General features: G+C 54.3%; 15 protein-coding genes. 14 read left to right on the top strand and 1 reads right to left on the bottom strand.

Features of this window, described 5'->3' with window-relative positions; translation table 11 throughout:
• Positions 1–24 precede the first annotated feature (24 nt).
• A complete protein-coding gene (gene leuL / locus CU081_RS26940) occupies positions 25–111 on the bottom strand; it encodes a leu operon leader peptide (RefSeq protein ID WP_100185520.1) in 87 nt (28 codons plus the stop codon).
• Positions 112–739: 628 nt separating this feature from the next.
• On the opposite strand from leuL, the gene leuO reads away from it, so the two are divergent.
• The 14 genes from leuO (at position 740) to murG (ending at position 17,129) form a co-directional block, all read left to right on the top strand.
• On the top strand, positions 740–1,684 hold the full coding sequence (gene leuO / locus CU081_RS23970) for a transcriptional regulator LeuO (RefSeq protein ID WP_022650390.1): 945 nt from the start codon (positions 740–742) through the stop codon (positions 1,682–1,684).
• Between the two features lie 376 nt (positions 1,685–2,060).
• On the top strand, positions 2,061–3,785 hold the full coding sequence (ilvI, locus tag CU081_RS23965) for an acetolactate synthase 3 large subunit (RefSeq protein WP_003856373.1): 1,725 nt from the start codon (positions 2,061–2,063) through the stop codon (positions 3,783–3,785).
• 1 nt (position 3,786) lies between these two features.
• Entirely contained in the window at positions 3,787–4,278 is a 492-nt protein-coding gene (gene ilvN, locus CU081_RS23960; RefSeq protein WP_003856371.1) for an acetolactate synthase small subunit, read from the top strand.
• 179 nt (positions 4,279–4,457) lie between these two features.
• Entirely contained in the window at positions 4,458–5,462 is a 1,005-nt protein-coding gene (gene cra, locus CU081_RS23955) for a catabolite repressor/activator (RefSeq protein ID WP_100185519.1), read from the top strand.
• 591 nt (positions 5,463–6,053) lie between these two features.
• Positions 6,054–6,512: a division/cell wall cluster transcriptional repressor MraZ gene (gene mraZ / locus CU081_RS23950; RefSeq protein WP_003856368.1), complete on the top strand. Its 459-nt coding sequence runs from the start codon at positions 6,054–6,056 to the stop codon at positions 6,510–6,512.
• A gap of 2 nt (positions 6,513–6,514) precedes the next feature.
• Positions 6,515–7,456: a 16S rRNA (cytosine(1402)-N(4))-methyltransferase RsmH gene (gene rsmH / locus CU081_RS23945; protein WP_003856366.1), complete on the top strand. Its 942-nt coding sequence runs from the start codon at positions 6,515–6,517 to the stop codon at positions 7,454–7,456.
• Positions 7,453–7,818 (top strand): cell division protein FtsL, encoded by a 366-nt coding sequence (gene ftsL / locus CU081_RS23940; protein WP_003856363.1) that lies wholly within the window; start codon positions 7,453–7,455, stop codon positions 7,816–7,818. The genes rsmH and ftsL overlap by 4 nt, the downstream gene beginning before the upstream one ends.
• A 15-nt stretch (positions 7,819–7,833) precedes the next feature.
• Positions 7,834–9,600, top strand: coding sequence for a peptidoglycan glycosyltransferase FtsI (ftsI, locus tag CU081_RS23935; RefSeq protein ID WP_003856361.1), 1,767 nt, complete (start codon positions 7,834–7,836; stop codon positions 9,598–9,600).
• Positions 9,587–11,074, top strand: coding sequence for a UDP-N-acetylmuramoyl-L-alanyl-D-glutamate--2,6-diaminopimelate ligase (gene murE, locus CU081_RS23930; RefSeq protein ID WP_022650392.1), 1,488 nt, complete (start codon positions 9,587–9,589; stop codon positions 11,072–11,074). Before ftsI ends, murE begins: the two co-directional genes overlap by 14 nt.
• Positions 11,071–12,429: a UDP-N-acetylmuramoyl-tripeptide--D-alanyl-D-alanine ligase gene (gene murF / locus CU081_RS23925; protein WP_022650393.1), complete on the top strand. Its 1,359-nt coding sequence runs from the start codon at positions 11,071–11,073 to the stop codon at positions 12,427–12,429. Before murE ends, murF begins: the two co-directional genes overlap by 4 nt.
• Positions 12,423–13,505: a phospho-N-acetylmuramoyl-pentapeptide-transferase gene (gene mraY, locus CU081_RS23920; RefSeq protein WP_003856353.1), complete on the top strand. Its 1,083-nt coding sequence runs from the start codon at positions 12,423–12,425 to the stop codon at positions 13,503–13,505. The genes murF and mraY overlap by 7 nt, the downstream gene beginning before the upstream one ends.
• A gap of 2 nt (positions 13,506–13,507) precedes the next feature.
• The gene (murD, locus tag CU081_RS23915) at positions 13,508–14,824 is read left to right on the top strand and encodes a UDP-N-acetylmuramoyl-L-alanine--D-glutamate ligase (RefSeq protein WP_022650394.1); all 1,317 of its coding nucleotides are present in this window, start codon (positions 13,508–13,510) and stop codon (positions 14,822–14,824) included.
• Positions 14,824–16,068, top strand: a complete 1,245-nt coding sequence (gene ftsW / locus CU081_RS23910; RefSeq protein WP_003856348.1) for a cell division protein FtsW — start codon at positions 14,824–14,826, stop codon at positions 16,066–16,068. The genes murD and ftsW overlap by 1 nt, the downstream gene beginning before the upstream one ends.
• The gene (gene murG, locus CU081_RS23905) at positions 16,065–17,129 is read left to right on the top strand and encodes an undecaprenyldiphospho-muramoylpentapeptide beta-N-acetylglucosaminyltransferase (protein WP_022650395.1); all 1,065 of its coding nucleotides are present in this window, start codon (positions 16,065–16,067) and stop codon (positions 17,127–17,129) included. Before ftsW ends, murG begins: the two co-directional genes overlap by 4 nt.
• The last annotated feature ends 2 nt before the right edge of the window (positions 17,130–17,131 follow it).

Raw genomic sequence — 17,131 nt, 5'->3', positions numbered from 1 at the left:
GTTTTTAGTTTTACTGAAGACGATTCAACGCTGAATTTCGCCCGCCAGTCTACCGCGCACAGTGGATGCGTTTAGTAGTAGTAGACCGGTGAAACGAAGGATGCGAATCATGAATCGTGCTCCAGGTGAATGCGATATGCTTTTAGTGGTACTGGATACGCCAACTCATGTCAACCCCTCTCAGGCAAAACGGCCACTCAGTACAGGATAAACTCATTAGCTAATTGTGCTGGTTTTTGCATGTCTAACCGATTTTATTGTCTATTATTGGACTGGCGATTCATCTCTGGAATAATTTGAATATAATTGGTAGCAATTGAACATACTATTTTTACCAATGTGCTGTGAAATGGAATCTGTTTCATATCATTGATTTATAAATTACATGAATGATTTGCGGGTGAGTAAGTTATCAAAATTGATATCATTTTGTTAATGAAAATGCGATGTATGCCATTAATAGTTTAATAACACTTAAGTCATTATTAATGAGTGCGTTGATTGTGCATTTGTCTGATTTATGGTTTCATGCCCACATTAAAGTTTGAGATATCTTTTGAACGATTTTTAGCTCTTCATTTATGGGATGCGTAAAGTCGCTCGTTGAATGGGGTTTCTTTATATATTCCGAATTTTAAATAATTTCCTTTCGCTTGTTGTATATGCATGGTAAATCATATTTTTCGAAGTTATTACTGTACCTTGGCAAAGGGAATTTAGCGTGACGGTGGAGTCAGAAATGCCAGAAAATAATATTAACCAACCACAGACTTATGATGGGGTTAAGCCTCAGTTGCGCACAGTGGATCTCAATCTGTTAACTGTATTTGATGCAGTTATGCAGGAGCAGAATATTACGCGAGCAGCGCAATCTCTGGGAATGTCTCAACCTGCCGTGAGTAATGCCGTAGCCAGACTTAAGGTGATGTTTAACGACGAGTTATTCGTCCGCTATGGAAGAGGTATCCAGCCCACGGCGCGTGCATTCCAGCTATTCGGTTCGATTCGTCAGGCGCTACAGCTGGTACAAAATGAGCTTCCCGGCTCGGGTTTTGAACCCTTAAGCAGTGAACGGGTTTTCCATCTCTGTGTTTGCAGTCCGTTAGACAATTATTTGACGTCTGTTATATATAATAAAGTTGAACAGATTGCTCCTAATATTCATCTCGTTTTTAAATCATCATTAAATCAAAATACTGAGCACCAGCTTCGTTATCAGGAAACGGAGTTCGTTCTGGGCTATGAAGAGTTTCGCCGTCCAGAGTTTGCCTGTGTTCCATTGTTTAAAGATGAAATGGTGTTAGTCGCCAGCAAAAAACATCCCCGTATGAATTCTCCGCTGCGTGAAAGCGATGTTTACAGCGAGCAGCATGCCGTGGTTGCTCTGGACAGATATGCCTCATTTAGTCTGCCGTGGTATGACACTGCCGATAAACAAGCCAGCGTGGCCTATCAGGGAATGGCGATGGTCAGCGTATTGAATGTCGTTTCTCAGACGCAGCTAGTCGCTATTGCACCGCGCTGGCTTGCTGAAGAGTTCTCCGATTCGCTGAGCCTGCAAATTTTACCTCTGCCGCTCAAGCTGAATAGCCGTACCTGTTATCTTTCCTGGCATGAAGCGGCGGGGCGGGATAAAGGGCATCAATGGATGGAAGAGCTGCTGATCAATATTTGTCGTCGATAAGACAGGGTGAATAAACCGCATGGTGCCATGCGGTTTATTCTGTGGTTTTTTATGCAAGCAATATTTTGTTCTGTGCGCATTTTTTCAGACACTCAGGGAGGCTTAAAAATAGATGATTTCCTGATCCATCCTCTTTTTAAGAGATGAATTATTAGCGTCTCCCCTCATAGCAGATGAATTCACCATATTCGTGTCTGACAGCTGTTTTTTCTGCTTTTATTGCCCATTCCCGCATTCCGTTTGCTAATTGCCTGGCTCATAACGAGCGGTTAAGGTATCCATCACTCTGCACATTATAAGATGGGTTTACCCTGTCAGAAGACGGCGCGGAAATGAATTCTGTTGACCGTCTATAACAAAAGCCTGGAGGCAAAGCATGGAGATGTTGTCTGGCGCGGAAATGGTCGTCCGATCGCTTATCGATCAGGGCGTGAAGCAAGTGTTCGGCTATCCTGGAGGTGCGGTTCTTGATATTTATGACGCGCTGCACACGGTAGGCGGTATTGATCATGTTCTGGTTCGTCATGAACAGGCTGCTGTGCATATGGCAGACGGCCTGGCCCGCGCCACGGGCGAGGTGGGTGTTGTGCTCGTCACTTCCGGACCGGGGGCGACCAATGCCATTACCGGCATTGCGACTGCGTATATGGACTCCATTCCCCTGGTCATTCTCTCCGGACAGGTGGCGACGTCACTGATTGGCTATGATGCGTTTCAGGAATGCGACATGGTGGGGATCTCACGCCCCGTGGTGAAGCACAGCTTTCTGGTTAAACAAACGGAAGACATCCCGGGCGTACTGAAAAAAGCCTTCTGGCTGGCCGCCAGCGGTCGTCCTGGGCCAGTGGTTGTCGATCTGCCAAAAGATATTCTCAATCCCGCGAATAAACTGCCTTACCTGTGGCCTGAGTCGGTGAGCATGCGTTCATATAATCCGACGACGCAGGGGCACAAAGGCCAGATTAAGCGTGCGCTGCAAACGCTGCTGGCTGCGAAAAAGCCCGTAGTCTATGTGGGGGGCGGCGCCGTCAATGCAGCCTGTGAAACGCAACTACGCGAACTGATTGAGAAGCTGAATCTTCCTGTCGCGTCATCGCTGATGGGGCTGGGGGCATTCCCGGCTACCCACCGTCAGGCGCTGGGCATGCTGGGTATGCACGGCACCTATGAAGCCAATATGACGATGCACCATTCTGATGTGATTTTTGCCGTCGGCGTGCGTTTTGACGATCGCACCACCAATAATCTGGCGAAATACTGTCCGCATGCGACGGTGCTGCACATTGATATCGATCCGACTTCAATCTCTAAAACGGTGCCGGCGGATGTGCCGATCGTGGGGGACGCACGACAGGTGCTGGATCAAATGTTGGATCTGCTGGCGCAGGAGACCGCGTCTCAACCGCTGGACGAGATCCGCGACTGGTGGCAGCAAATCGAACAGTGGCGTGGCCGTCAGTGCCTTAAGTACGACACACAGAGTGAGAACATCAAGCCGCAGGCGGTGATCGAGACGATCTGGCGTCTGACCAATGGCGATGCGTATGTCACTTCTGACGTGGGCCAACATCAGATGTTCGCTGCGCTGTATTACCCGTTTGATAAACCGCGTCGCTGGATCAACTCTGGCGGGCTCGGCACGATGGGCTTTGGTCTGCCCGCCGCGCTGGGGGTGAAGCTGGCGTTGCCAAACGAAACGGTGATCTGCGTGACGGGTGATGGCAGCATACAGATGAATATTCAGGAGCTTTCTACTGCGCTGCAATATGAGTTGCCAGTGCTGGTGCTGAACCTGAATAACGGTTACCTCGGTATGGTAAAGCAGTGGCAGGATATGATTTATTCTGGCCGTCACTCTCAGTCTTATATGAAGTCACTTCCGGACTTTGTCCGCCTGGCTGAAGCCTATGGTCATATTGGCATGCGGGTAACCGATCCGTCAGAGCTGGAAGCGAAGCTCGGCGAAGCGCTTGAGCACGTTAAAAACAATCGCCTCGTCTTCATGGACGTCATCGTCGACGGCACAGAGCACGTTTATCCGATGCATATCCGTGGCGGCGGTATGGATGAAATGTGGTTAAGCAAAACGGAGAGAACCTGATATGCGCCGGATATTATCTGTATTACTGGAAAATGAGTCGGGCGCACTGTCACGCGTCATTGGGCTTTTTGCGCAGCGCGGCTATAACATTGAAAGCCTGACCGTTGCGCCGACCGATGATCCAACGCTCTCCCGCATGACGATCCAGACTGTCGGCGATGCGAAAGTGCTTGAGCAGATCGAAAAACAGTTGCACAAACTGGTGGACGTGTTGCGCGTCAGCGAGCTGGGGCAGGGGGCTTACGTCGAACGTGAAGTGATGCTGGTGAAAATTCAGGCCAGCGGTTACGGTCGTGAAGAGGTCAAGCGCAACACGGATATCTTCCGTGGGCAGATCATCGACGTCACGCCTTCTATATATACTGTGCAGCTTGCTGGAACGAGCGATAAGCTGGATGCGTTCCTGGCCTCCGTCAGGGATGTAGCAAAAATTGTTGAAGTTGCGCGCTCTGGCGTTGTTGGCCTCTCGCGCGGCGATAAAATCATGCGTTAGTTGCGCAAAAGATTCGCCTCTTTCAGCCCGGTAGCCAAAGCCGGGCTTTTTTTTGCGTAATCCACCGACAACGCGGACAAAAGCGGTTGCCGTGAAAGCTATTCTGCGTTTAGATGTTAAAATATTTAACCATAACCTTGACAGGGCCATGGACTTTTTTCTTTTTTTGAGGGGCAATTGTGAAACTGGATGAAATCGCCCGGCTCGCCGGCGTGTCGAGAACCACGGCCAGCTATGTGATTAACGGTAAAGCAAAGCAGTATCGTGTCAGCGATAAGACCGTTGAGAAAGTGATGGCAGTCGTTCGTGAGCATAATTACCATCCGAATGCTGTCGCCGCAGGTTTACGTGCCGGGCGCACCCGCTCGATTGGCCTGGTGATCCCGGACCTGGAAAATACCAGCTATACCCGCATCGCCAACTATCTGGAACGTCAGGCTCGTCAGCGGGGCTATCAGCTGTTGATTGCCTGCTCCGAGGATCAGCCTGACAACGAGATGCGCTGCATTGAGCATCTGCTGCAACGTCAGGTTGACGCCATCATCGTGTCGACCTCTTTACCACCAGAGCATCCTTTCTATCAGCGCTGGGCAAACGATCCGTTCCCGATTGTGGCGCTGGATCGTGCGCTGGATCGTGAACATTTCACCAGTGTCGTAGGTGCCGATCAGGACGATGCAGAAATGCTGGCTGCCGAGCTGCGTACCTTCCCGGCTGAAACGGTGCTGTATCTTGGCGCTTTGCCTGAACTTTCCGTAAGCTTCCTGCGTGAACAAGGGTTCCGTACGGCATGGAAAGACGATCCGCGTGACGTTCATTATCTGTATGCCAACAGCTATGAGCGTGAAGCGGCTGCCCAGCTGTTCGAGAAATGGCTGGAAACGCACCCGATGCCGCAGGCGTTGTTTACCACCTCGTTTGCCCTGTTGCAGGGGGTGATGGATGTGACGTTACGTCGCGATGGCAAACTGCCATCCGATCTGGCGATTGCGACCTTCGGCGATAACGAACTGCTCGACTTCCTGCAATGTCCGGTGCTGGCCGTGGCCCAGCGTCACCGCGACGTCACCGAGCGCGTGCTTGAGATTGTTCTGGCAAGCCTGGATGAACCCCGCAAACCGAAACCCGGGCTTACGCGTATCAAACGTAATCTCTATCGGCGCGGAATTTTGAGCCGCCATTAATATTTCCACAGGGGCGGTAAAACTGCCCCTTTTGAAGCGCATTTATTGCGGGAAATAATTCCCGGATAAAAATTAGGATTTATCTCTAAGATTCATAGCCTGCTATTATTCTGAATCCATTTTGACGTTAAAAAGTGCAATTATAATTTTTAACGGGCATTTCTTTGTATTGTTTTGTTACAAACATGTGCCAGCCGATGAATATTCAGCCATTTTTTACTCCCCCCTTTAGACCTCAACGCACACGAACGAATCCATCTGGCTTTGAGGTTAATGTGGCGCTGTTATCCCCCGGCGATATGCCTTAAAATGCTGCCCGCGTCGCAAACTGACACTTTATATTTCCCTGCGATGATATTGAGTGAGTCTTTACGCTCGTGTGCATATTCTGTTTTTTTCTTACAAATATTCATAACGTTAATTTTGCCTCGCCAGTTGTGTAGTAATTAGCCAGGTCACGCTTGCTCTGTAAATACGGTGCTTTCGCGCCGGTATAGAGAGAGTCCTGGCTTGACAAGCTTTTCCCTCGCTCCGTAAACTCCTTCAGGTGGGAATTTGTGGGTTAAAGTGGTGAGGAGGGGTGAGACTGGCATGTTCCGTGGAGCAACGTTAGTCAATCTCGACAGCAAAGGGCGTTTATCGGTACCAACCCGATACCGCGACCAGCTGATTGAGAACGCTTCGGGTCAACTGGTTTGCACCATTGACATCAACTCCCCATGCCTGCTGCTTTACCCTTTGCCTGAATGGGAAATCATTGAGCAAAAGCTGTCGCGACTGTCGAGCATGAACCCGCAGGAACGCCGCGTACAGCGGCTGTTATTGGGACATGCCAGTGAATGTCAGATGGATAGCGCCGGGCGATTATTGATTGCGCCTGTGTTGCGGCAACATGCCGGTCTGACTAAAGAAGTGATGCTGGTCGGACAGTTCAACAAGTTTGAACTGTGGGACGAAACGACCTGGTATCAACAGGTCAAGGAAGATATCGACGCTGAGCAGTCTGATTCCGAAACATTATCGGAACGGCTGCGGGACTTGTCTCTATAAATATGATGGAAAATTATAAACATACAACGGTGCTGCTGGATGAGGCCGTTAACGGCCTGAATATTCGTCCAGACGGCATCTATATTGATGGCACTTTTGGTCGCGGTGGTCACTCGCGTTTGATCCTCTCTCAGCTTGGAGCGGAAGGACGCCTGCTGGCAATTGACCGCGATCCGCAGGCGATTGCCGTTGCGCAAACCATCGATGATCCTCGCTTTTCCATCGTGCATGGACCTTTCTCTGCGCTTGCGGATTATGTCGCTGAGCGCGGCCTGACCGGCAAGATCGACGGGATTCTCCTCGATCTTGGCGTCTCTTCACCACAGCTTGATGATGCAGAACGCGGTTTTTCCTTTATGCGTGATGGACCGCTGGATATGCGTATGGACCCTACTCGCGGCCAATCTGCCGCTGAATGGTTACAAACTGCTGACGAAGCGGATATTGCCTGGGTAATCAAAACCTTCGGCGAAGAACGCTTTGGCAAACGTATTGCCCGCGCCATCGTGGAGCGCAACCGCGTTGAGCCAATGACCCGTACCAAAGAGCTGGCAGAAGTCATCGCGGCGGCAACGCCGGTGAAGGACAAGCACAAACATCCTGCGACCCGTACTTTCCAGGCGGTTCGTATCTGGGTAAACAGTGAACTGGAGGAAATAGAGCTGGCGCTAAAAAGCTCGCTCGACGTGCTGGCCCCGGGTGGGCGGTTATCCATCATCAGTTTCCATTCGCTGGAAGATCGCATCGTAAAACGCTTCATGCGTGAACAGAGCCGCGGTCCTCAGGTTCCGGCGGGGCTGCCGATGACGGAAGAACAACTCAGAAAGCTGGGCGGCCGTCAGTTGCGAGCATTAGGCAAGTTGATGCCGGGCGAAGAAGAGGTGGCAGAGAATCCACGTGCCCGTAGTTCAGTGCTGCGTATTGCAGAGAGGACGAACGCATGATCAGCAGAGTGACAGAGACCCTAAGCAAAGTTAAGGGATCGTTAGGAAGCAACGAGCGCCATGCCTTGCCTGGCGTGATCGGCGACGATCTTTTGCGGTTTGGGAAGCTGCCACTCTGCTTGTTCATTTGCATCATTGTGACGGCAGTCATGGTGGTCACCACCGCTCACCATACCCGTTTATTAACTGCGCAGCGCGAACAGATGGTACTGGAACGCGATGCGCTGGATATTGAATGGCGAAATCTGATCCTTGAAGAAAACGCGCTCGGCGATCACAGCCGGGTTGAACGGATCGCAACGGAAAAACTGCAATTACAGCATGTTGATCCTTCGCAGGAAAATATCGTAGTACAAAAATAAGGGAAAACGCGACGCATGAAAGCAGCGGCAAAAACGCTAAAACCAAAACGCCAGGAAGAACAGGCCAACTTTGTCAGTTGGCGTTTTGCGTTGCTTTGCGGCTGCATTTTACTGGCGCTGGGTTTCCTGCTGGGACGCGTGGCGTGGCTACAAATCATCGCGCCTGACATGCTGGTACGTCAGGGTGATATGCGTTCTCTGCGCGTGCAGGAAGTTTCTACCTCTCGTGGGATGATCACCGACCGCTCCGGCCGCCCGCTGGCGGTGAGCGTGCCGGTGAAGGCGATCTGGGCCGATCCGAAAGAGCTGCACGACGCAGGCGGGATCACCCTTGATAACCGCTGGAAGGCACTATCAGACGCGTTGAAAATGCCGCTGGATCAGCTGGCGTCACGCGTTAACGCCAACCCGAAAGGGCGCTTCATCTATCTTGCTCGTCAGGTGAACCCTGACATGGCTGACTACATTAAGAAACTGAAGCTGCCGGGCATTCATCTGCGGGAAGAATCCCGCCGTTACTATCCTTCCGGCGAAGTCACCGCGCACCTGATTGGCTTTACCAACGTGGATAGCCAGGGGATTGAGGGCGTTGAAAAAAGCTTCGACAAGTGGCTTACCGGCCAGCCTGGCGAGCGAATCGTGCGTAAAGACCGCTATGGTCGCGTCATTGAAGACATTTCCTCGACAGACAGCCAGGCCGCGCACAACCTGGCCCTGAGTATTGATGAACGCTTGCAGGCGCTGGTCTATCGTGAGCTGAACAACGCCGTCGCGTTTAACAAGGCGGAATCGGGCAGCGCCGTGCTGGTGGATGTGGCGACAGGTGAAGTGCTGGCGATGGCCAGTAGCCCCTCATACAACCCGAATAATTTTGCCGGTACAGCAAAAGATGCAATGCGTAACCGCTCCATCACCGATGTGTTTGAACCCGGTTCGACCGTAAAACCCATGGTGGTGATGACGGCTCTACAGCGAGGCATCGTCAACGAAAATACCGTTCTGAATACGATCCCTTATCGAATTAACGGTCACGAAATCAAAGACGTGGCACGTTACAGCGAACTGACCCTGACCGGGGTCTTACAGAAGTCGAGTAACGTCGGTGTGTCAAAACTGGCGTTAGCGATGCCGTCCTCAGCGTTAGTAGATACTTACTCACGTTTTGGGCTGGGAAAGGCGACCAATTTGGGGTTGGTCGGAGAACGCAGTGGCTTATATCCTCAAAAACAACGGTGGTCTGACATAGAGAGGGCCACCTTCTCTTTCGGCTACGGGCTAATGGTAACTCCCTTACAGTTAGCGCGAGTCTACGCAACGATTGGCAGCTATGGCATTTATCGTCCGCTGTCGATCACCAAAGTTGATCCACCGGTTCCGGGGGAACGTGTTTTCCCGGAATCTATCGTTCGTACCGTCGTGCATATGATGGAAAGCGTCGCGTTACCTGGCGGTGGCGGCGTGAAGGCCGCAATTAAGGGCTATCGTATCGCCATTAAAACCGGTACAGCGAAAAAAGTGGGGCCGGACGGCCGCTATATCAACAAATACATTGCCTATACCGCAGGCGTAGCGCCTGCAAGCAATCCGCGTTTTGCACTGGTGGTCGTCATCAACGATCCGCAGGCGGGTAAATACTACGGCGGCGCCGTCTCCGCGCCTGTGTTCGGGGCTATTATGGGCGGCGTGTTGCGCACCATGAACATTGAACCGGATGCGCTGGCGACGGGCGAAAAAAGTGAATTTGTAATTAATCAAGGCGAGGGAACAGGTGGCAGATCGTAATTTGCGCGACCTTCTTGCTCCGTGGGTGCCTATGCTACCTGCGCGAGCACTGCGAGAGATGGTACTGGACAGCCGCGTAGCGGCTTCTGGCGATCTTTTTGTGGCAGTGGTGGGTCATCAGGCGGACGGGCGTCGTTATATCCCGCAGGCGATTGCGCAAGGTGTTGCTGCCATTATTGCTGAGGCCAAAGATGAGGCAACAGACGGTGAGATCCGTGAAATGCACGGCGTGCCGGTCATCTATCTCAGCCAGCTGAATGAGCGTCTCTCCGCGCTGGCAGGACGTTTTTACAACGAACCTTCCGACCAGTTACAGCTGGTTGGCGTGACAGGAACCAACGGAAAAACCACCACCACTCAGCTGATGGCGCAGTGGGCGCAGCTGCTGGGCGAAACCGGTGCCGTCATGGGCACGGTGGGGAACGGTCTTCTGGGCAAAGTAAGCCCGACGGAAAACACTACAGGCTCGGCGGTTGACGTGCAGCGTGTGCTGGCGGGCCTCGCTGAGCAGGGGGCGACCTTCGCTGCGATGGAAGTCTCTTCCCATGGTCTGGTACAACATCGCGTGGCGGCCCTGAAATTTGCTGCCTCTGTCTTTACTAACCTGAGCCGCGATCACCTTGATTATCATGGTGATATGGAGCACTACGAAGCGGCGAAATGGCTGCTTTATTCCACTCACCACCACGGGCAGGCGATCATTAACGCCGACGACGAAGTCGGTCGCCGCTGGCTGGAAAAACTGCCAGATGCGGTGGCGGTGTCGATGGAAGATCGCATTAATCCGAACTGCCGCGGCCGCTGGCTGAAGGCGGTCGAGGTGAACTACCACGATAGTGGGGCGACGATCCGCTTCGCTTCCACCTGGGGCGAAGGTGAAATTGAAAGCCGCCTGATGGGGGCCTTTAACGTCAGTAACCTGCTGCTGGCGCTGGCGACGCTGCTGGCGCTGGGTTACCCGATGGCGGATCTGCTGAAAACGGCTGAGCGTTTGCAACCGGTCTGTGGCCGCATGGAAGTGTTTAGCGCGCCGGGCAAGCCGACGGTGGTTGTGGATTACGCCCACACGCCGGATGCGCTGGAAAAAGCGCTGGAAGCGGCGCGTCTGCACTGCGCTGGCAAGCTCTGGTGCGTGTTTGGCTGCGGTGGCGATCGCGACAAGGGCAAACGTCCGCTGATGGGCGCCATCGCTGAGCAGTTCGCGGATATTCCCGTGGTAACCGATGACAACCCGCGTACCGAAGAGCCGCGGGCCATTATCAACGACATTCTGGCGGGCATGCTGGATGCGGGACGTGCGCGCGTGGTCGAAGGCCGTGCGGAGGCCGTGACTAACGCCATTATGCAGGCGCAGGAGAACGATGTGGTTCTGCTGGCCGGTAAAGGTCATGAAGATTATCAGATTGTCGGCAATCGTCGTCTGGATTACTCCGACCGCGTGACGGCAGCGCGTCTGCTGGGAGTGGTGGCATGATTAGCATTACGTTAAGCCAGGCCGCTGCGGTATTGCAGGGGATGCTGCATGGTCAGGATCTGACCATCGAGGCTGTAACCACCGACACCCGTAAGGTGACGGCGGGCTGCCTGTTTGTGGCGCTGAAGGGTGAACGTTTTGACGCCCACGATTTTGCGCAACAGGCTAAAGATAACGGCGCGGGCGCGCTGCTGGTCAGTCGTAAGCTCGATATCGATTTGCCGCAGATTGTGGTGAAAGATACGCGCCTGGCGTTTGGCGAGCTGGCGGCATGGGTTCGCCAGCAGGTGCCAACACGCGTCGTGGCACTGACGGGCTCGTCGGGCAAAACCTCCGTTAAAGAGATGACGGCGGCGATCCTTAGCCAGTGCGGTAACACGCTTTATACGGCGGGCAACCTTAATAATGACATCGGTGTGCCGATGACGCTGCTGCGCCTGACCCACGAGCATGAATATGCGGTGATTGAGTTAGGGGCTAACCATCAGGGCGAAATCGCCTGGACCGTGAGCCTGACCCGTCCGGAAGCGGCGCTGGTGAATAACCTGGCGGCGGCACATCTTGAAGGTTTTGGTTCTCTGGCCGGTGTGGCGAAAGCGAAAGGTGAAATTTATACCGGCCTGCCGGATGACGGCATCGCCATTATGAATGCCGATAACAACGACTGGCTGAACTGGCAGAGCATCATTGGTTCACGTAAAACCTGGCGCTTCTCACCGAATGCGGCAAACAGTGATTTTTCGGCGACCAACATTCATGTGACGTCACACGGTACCGAGTTCACCCTCACAACCCCAACGGGCGACATCGACGTGCTGCTGCCCCTGCCGGGTCGTCATAACATCGCCAATGCGCTTGCTGCGGCAGCGCTCTCAATGGCGGTAGGTGCCTCACACGCGGCGATCAAAGCAGGCCTGGCAAATTTAAAAGCCGTGCCGGGGCGTCTGTTCCCGATCCAGCTGGCTGAAAACAAACTCCTGTTGGATGACTCCTACAACGCTAACGTTGGCTCAATGACAGCGGCCGTACAGGTCTTGTCTGAAATGCCGGGCTATCGCGTGATGGTTGTGGGCGATATGGCCGAGCTGGGTGATGAAAGCGAAGCCTGCCATGTTCAGGTGGGTGAAGCGGCGAAAGCCGCCGGGCTTGACCGCGTATTGAGCGCAGGCCCGCTGAGCAAGGCCATTTCCGATGCCAGTGAAGTTGGCGAACATTTTGCCGATAAATCTGCACTGATCGAACGCCTGAAGGCATTGATTACAGAAAAACAGATTGTGACTGTTTTAGTTAAAGGTTCACGTAGTGCCGCCATGGAAGAGGTTGTGCACGCATTACAGGAGAACGGGACATGTTAGTTTGGCTGGCCGAACATTTGGTCAAATATTACTCAGGCTTTAACGTCTTTTCCTATCTGACGTTTCGTGCCATCGTCAGCCTGCTGACTGCGCTGTTCATCTCGCTGTGGATGGGCCCGCGCATGATTGCCCGTCTGCAAAAACTCTCTTTCGGCCAGGTTGTGCGCAACGACGGTCCGGAATCGCACTTCAGCAAGCGGGGTACGCCGACCATGGGCGGGATCATGATCCTGACCGCGATTGTGGTGTCCGTGCTGCTGTGGGCGTATCCGTCTAACCCCTACGTCTGGTGCGTGCTGACCGTTCTGGTTGGCTACGGGATCATCGGTTTTGTTGATGACTACCGCAAAGTCGTACGCAAAGACACCAAAGGTTTGATCGCCCGCTGGAAGTATTTCTGGATGTCGGTGATTGCGCTGGGCGTGGCCTTTGCCCTTTACCTGGCAGGAAAAGACACCCCGGCTACCGAGCTGGTGGTGCCGTTCTTCAAAGACGTGATGCCGCAGCTGGGGCTGTTCTACATTTTGCTGGCTTACTTTGTGATCGTCGGTACCGGCAACGCCGTCAACCTGACCGATGGTCTGGATGGCCTGGCCATCATGCCAACCGTGTTTGTCGCGGGCGGTTTTGCGCTGGTAGCCTGGGCGACCGGTAACATGAACTTTGCAAATTACCTGCACATTCCGTACCTGCGACACGCGGGGGAACTGGTGATCGTCTGTACGGCGATTGTCGGGGCGGGGCTGGGCTTCCTGTGGTTCAACACCTATCCGGCGCAGGTCTTTATGGGCGACGTCGGTTCACTGGCGCTGGGCGGCGCACTGGGTATTATCGCCGTGCTGCTGCGTCAGGAGTTCCTGCTGGTAATCATGGGCGGTGTGTTTGTGGTTGAGACGCTGTCGGTGATTTTGCAGGTCGGTTCCTTCAAGCTGCGCGGTCAGCGCATCTTCCGTATGGCACCGATTCACCACCACTATGAACTGAAAGGCTGGCCGGAGCCGCGCGTCATTGTGCGCTTCTGGATTATTTCGCTGATGCTGGTGCTGATTGGCCTGGCAACGCTGAAGGTACGTTAATCATGGCAGATTACCAGGGCAAAAAAGTCGTTATCATCGGGTTGGGCCTCACCGGCCTCTCCTGCGTGGACTTTTTCCTTGCGCGTGGCGTGACGCCGCGCGTGATGGATACGCGCGTCTCTCCGCCGGGTCTGGACAAGCTGCCGGAGCAGGTTGAACGCCACCTGGGTGGTCTGAATGATGAGTGGCTGCTGGCCGCCGATCTGATTGTTGCCAGCCCCGGTATGGCGCTGGCGCATCCTTCCCTGAGCGCCGCCGCGGATGCAGGCGTTGAGATTGTCGGCGATATCGAACTGTTCTGCCGGGAGGCGCAGGCGCCGATCGTCGCCATTACCGGTTCAAACGGTAAAAGCACCGTCACCACGCTGGTGGGGGAAATGGCGAAGGCGGCGGGCAAAAATGTCGGCGTGGGCGGTAACATTGGTCTGCCCGCTCTGATGCTGCTTGATAAAGGGTGCGAGCTGTTCGTCCTTGAGCTTTCCAGCTTCCAGCTGGAAACCACTTCAAGCCTGCATGCGGCGGCGGCGACGATCCTAAACGTCACCGAAGATCATATGGACAGATACCCGTTCGGCTTGCAGCAATACCGTGCGGCCAAACTGCGCGTTTATGAAAATGCCAAAGTTTGCGTGGTGAATGCCGATGATGCACTCACCATGCCGGTGCGCGGCGCAGACGATCGCTGCATTAGCTTTGGTATTAATATGGGTGACTATCACCTTAACCGTCAGCAGGGCGAAACCTGGCTACGCGTGAAAGGTGAGAAAGTGCTGAACGTGAAAGAGATGATGTTCTCCGGCCAGCATAACTACACCAATGCTCTGGCGGCGCTGGCGCTGGCGGATGCCGTTGGCCTGCCGCGATCTTCAAGCCTGAAGGCGCTGACCACCTTTACCGGCCTGGCGCACCGGTTCCAGCTTGCGCTGGAGCACAACGGCGTACGCTGGATTAACGATTCCAAAGCGACCAACGTGGGTAGCACCGAGGCGGCACTGAACGGTCTGCACGTTGATGGCACGCTGCACCTGCTGCTGGGCGGCGACGGTAAATCGGCTGACTTCTCCTCGCTGAAGCAGTACCTCAACGGTGATAACGTGCGCCTGTATTGCTTTGGCCGCGATGGTAGCGAGCTGGCGGCGTTGCGTCCTGAGGTCGCCGAGCAAACCGAGACCATGGAGCAGGCGATGCGTCTTATTGCCCCACGCGTGAAGCCCGGCGATATGGTGCTGCTCTCACCAGCCTGTGCCAGCCTCGATCAATTCAAGAATTTCGAACAGCGGGGTGATGTCTTTACCCGCCTGGCGAAGGAGTTAGGCTGATGCGTTTATCTCTCCCTCGCCTGAAAATGCCGCGCCTGCCAGGATTTGGTATCCTGGTATGGCTGTTTACGGCGCTGAAAGGCTGGGTGATGGCTTCACGGGATAAAGATTCCGACAGCCTGATCATGTACGACCGCACGCTGTTCTGGCTCACGCTGGGGCTGGCAGCGATCGGCTTTATTATGGTCACCTCGGCGTCAATGCCTGTCGGACAGCGTCTGGCAAACGACCCGTTCCTGTTTGCCAAGCGTGACGGGCTTTACATCATTCTCGCGTTCTGCCTGGCGCTGATCACCTTACGCCTGCCAATGTCGTTCTGGCAGCGGCACAGTACGGCCATGCTCATCGCCTCAATCATCATGCTGTTGATCGTGCTGGTTGTCGGGAGCTCCGTTAACGGGGCATCACGCTGGATTGCCTTTGGGCCACTGCGTATTCAGCCCGCGGAGTTCACCAAACTGTCGTTGTTCTGCTACCTGGCTAACTACCTGGTGCGTAAAGTTGACGAAGTTCGTAACAACCTTCGTGGCTTCTTAAAACCGATGGGCGTGATTCTGGTCCTCGCGATCCTGCTGCTGGCGCAGCCCGACCTCGGTACGGTAGTCGTACTGTTTGTCACTACGCTGGCGATGCTGTTCCTGGCGGGCGCAAAACTGTGGCAGTTCATTGCCATCATCGGGATGGGGATTTCGGCGGTGGTGCTGCTGATCCTCGCCGAACCCTACCGTATCCGCCGTGTGACTTCGTTCTGGAACCCATGGGAAGATCCGTTCGGCAGCGGTTACCAGCTGACTCAGTCGCTGATGGCGTTTGGCCGCGGCGAAGTCTGGGGTCAAGGCCTGGGCAACTCGGTACAAAAACTGGAGTATTTACCGGAGGCGCACACCGACTTCATCTTCTCCATTATTGGGGAAGAACTGGGTTATATCGGTGTGGTATTGGCGCTATTAATGGTATTCTTCGTCGCTTTCCGCGCCATGTCGATTGGCCGGAAAGCGCTGGAGATCGATCACCGCTTCTCCGGTTTCCTGGCCTGCTCAATTGGTATCTGGTTTAGCTTCCAGGCACTGGTAAACGTTGGGGCGGCAGCGGGTATGTTGCCGACTAAAGGTCTGACGTTACCGTTGATCAGTTATGGTGGTTCGAGTCTGTTGATCATGTCGACGGCCATCATGTTTTTGTTACGCATAGATTATGAAACGCGTCTGGAGAAAGCTCAGGCGTTTACACGAGGTTCACGATGAATCAACCTAAGCGGTTAATGGTGATGGCAGGCGGTACCGGTGGACACGTGTTCCCGGGGCTGGCGGTTGCGCACCATTTAATGGAACAGGGCTGGCAGGTACGCTGGCTGGGAACCGCAGACCGCATGGAAGCCGACCTGGTACCTAAGCACGGTATCGAGATCGACTTTATTCGTATTTCCGGCCTTCGTGGCAAAGGGATCAAGGCGCTGCTGCTGGCGCCGGTGCGCATTTTCAATGCCTGGCGTCAGGCGCGCGCCATCATGAAGCGCTTTAAGCCTGACGTCGTTCTGGGCATGGGCGGTTACGTTTCCGGCCCTGGCGGACTGGCGGCGTGGTCATTAGGGATCCCCGTTGTTCTGCATGAGCAGAACGGTATTGCCGGTTTGACCAACAAATGGCTGGCAAAAATCGCCACCAAAGTTATGCAGGCCTTCCCCGGGGCATTCCCGAAAGCGGATGTCGTAGGGAATCCGGTACGTGTGGACGTGCTGGCGCTGCCGCTGCCAGATACGCGTCTGGCGGGTCGTGAAGGGCCGGTGCGGGTGCTGGTCGTCGGCGGTTCCCAGGGCGCGCGTATTTTAAACCAGACGATGCCGCAGGTTGCGGCAAAACTGGGTGATGCAGTGACCATCTGGCACCAGAGCGGGAAGGGCGCTCAGCAGACCGTTGAGCAGGCCTACGCGCAGGAAGGTCAGCCGCAGCATAAAGTAACTGAATTTATTGATGATATGGCCGCAGCCTATGCATGGGCCGATGTCGTGGTCTGTCGCTCGGGCGCGCTGACGGTGAGCGAAATCGCCGCCGCCGGTTTACCGGCGCTGTTTGTGCCGTTCCAGCACAAAGACCGACAGCAGTACTGGAATGCGCTGCCGCTTGAAAAAGCGGGTGCCGCGAAGATTTTTGAGCAGCCACAATTTACCGCTGATGCGGTCGCCACTACCCTGGCGGGCTGGAACCGGGATGTATTACTGGAGATGGCGCAACGCGCACGCGCGACCGCTATCCCGGATGCAACGGAACGGGTGGCAAAAGAAGTGAGCCTGGCAGCCCAGGCATAATT

The organism is Enterobacter sp. CRENT-193 (assembly GCF_002787395.1).
Classification (GTDB): Bacteria; Pseudomonadota; Gammaproteobacteria; order Enterobacterales; family Enterobacteriaceae; genus Enterobacter; species Enterobacter hormaechei_C.
This window is presented reverse-complemented; position numbering and strand designations above follow the sequence as displayed.

Coding starts and splice junctions, on each gene's coding strand:
- mraY (WP_003856353.1), top strand. CDS start 12,423: ATGTTAGTTTGGCTGGCCGAACATTTGGTCAAATATTACTCAGGCTTT.
- leuL (WP_100185520.1), bottom strand. CDS start 111: ATGATTCGCATCCTTCGTTTCACCGGTCTACTACTACTAAACGCATCC.
- murF (WP_022650393.1), top strand. CDS start 11,071: ATGATTAGCATTACGTTAAGCCAGGCCGCTGCGGTATTGCAGGGGATG.
- mraZ (WP_003856368.1), top strand. CDS start 6,054: ATGTTCCGTGGAGCAACGTTAGTCAATCTCGACAGCAAAGGGCGTTTA.
- ilvI (WP_003856373.1), top strand. CDS start 2,061: ATGGAGATGTTGTCTGGCGCGGAAATGGTCGTCCGATCGCTTATCGAT.
- leuO (WP_022650390.1), top strand. CDS start 740: ATGCCAGAAAATAATATTAACCAACCACAGACTTATGATGGGGTTAAG.
- ftsL (WP_003856363.1), top strand. CDS start 7,453: ATGATCAGCAGAGTGACAGAGACCCTAAGCAAAGTTAAGGGATCGTTA.
- murG (WP_022650395.1), top strand. CDS start 16,065: ATGAATCAACCTAAGCGGTTAATGGTGATGGCAGGCGGTACCGGTGGA.
- ftsW (WP_003856348.1), top strand. CDS start 14,824: ATGCGTTTATCTCTCCCTCGCCTGAAAATGCCGCGCCTGCCAGGATTT.
- ilvN (WP_003856371.1), top strand. CDS start 3,787: ATGCGCCGGATATTATCTGTATTACTGGAAAATGAGTCGGGCGCACTG.
- murD (WP_022650394.1), top strand. CDS start 13,508: ATGGCAGATTACCAGGGCAAAAAAGTCGTTATCATCGGGTTGGGCCTC.
- rsmH (WP_003856366.1), top strand. CDS start 6,515: ATGATGGAAAATTATAAACATACAACGGTGCTGCTGGATGAGGCCGTT.
- ftsI (WP_003856361.1), top strand. CDS start 7,834: ATGAAAGCAGCGGCAAAAACGCTAAAACCAAAACGCCAGGAAGAACAG.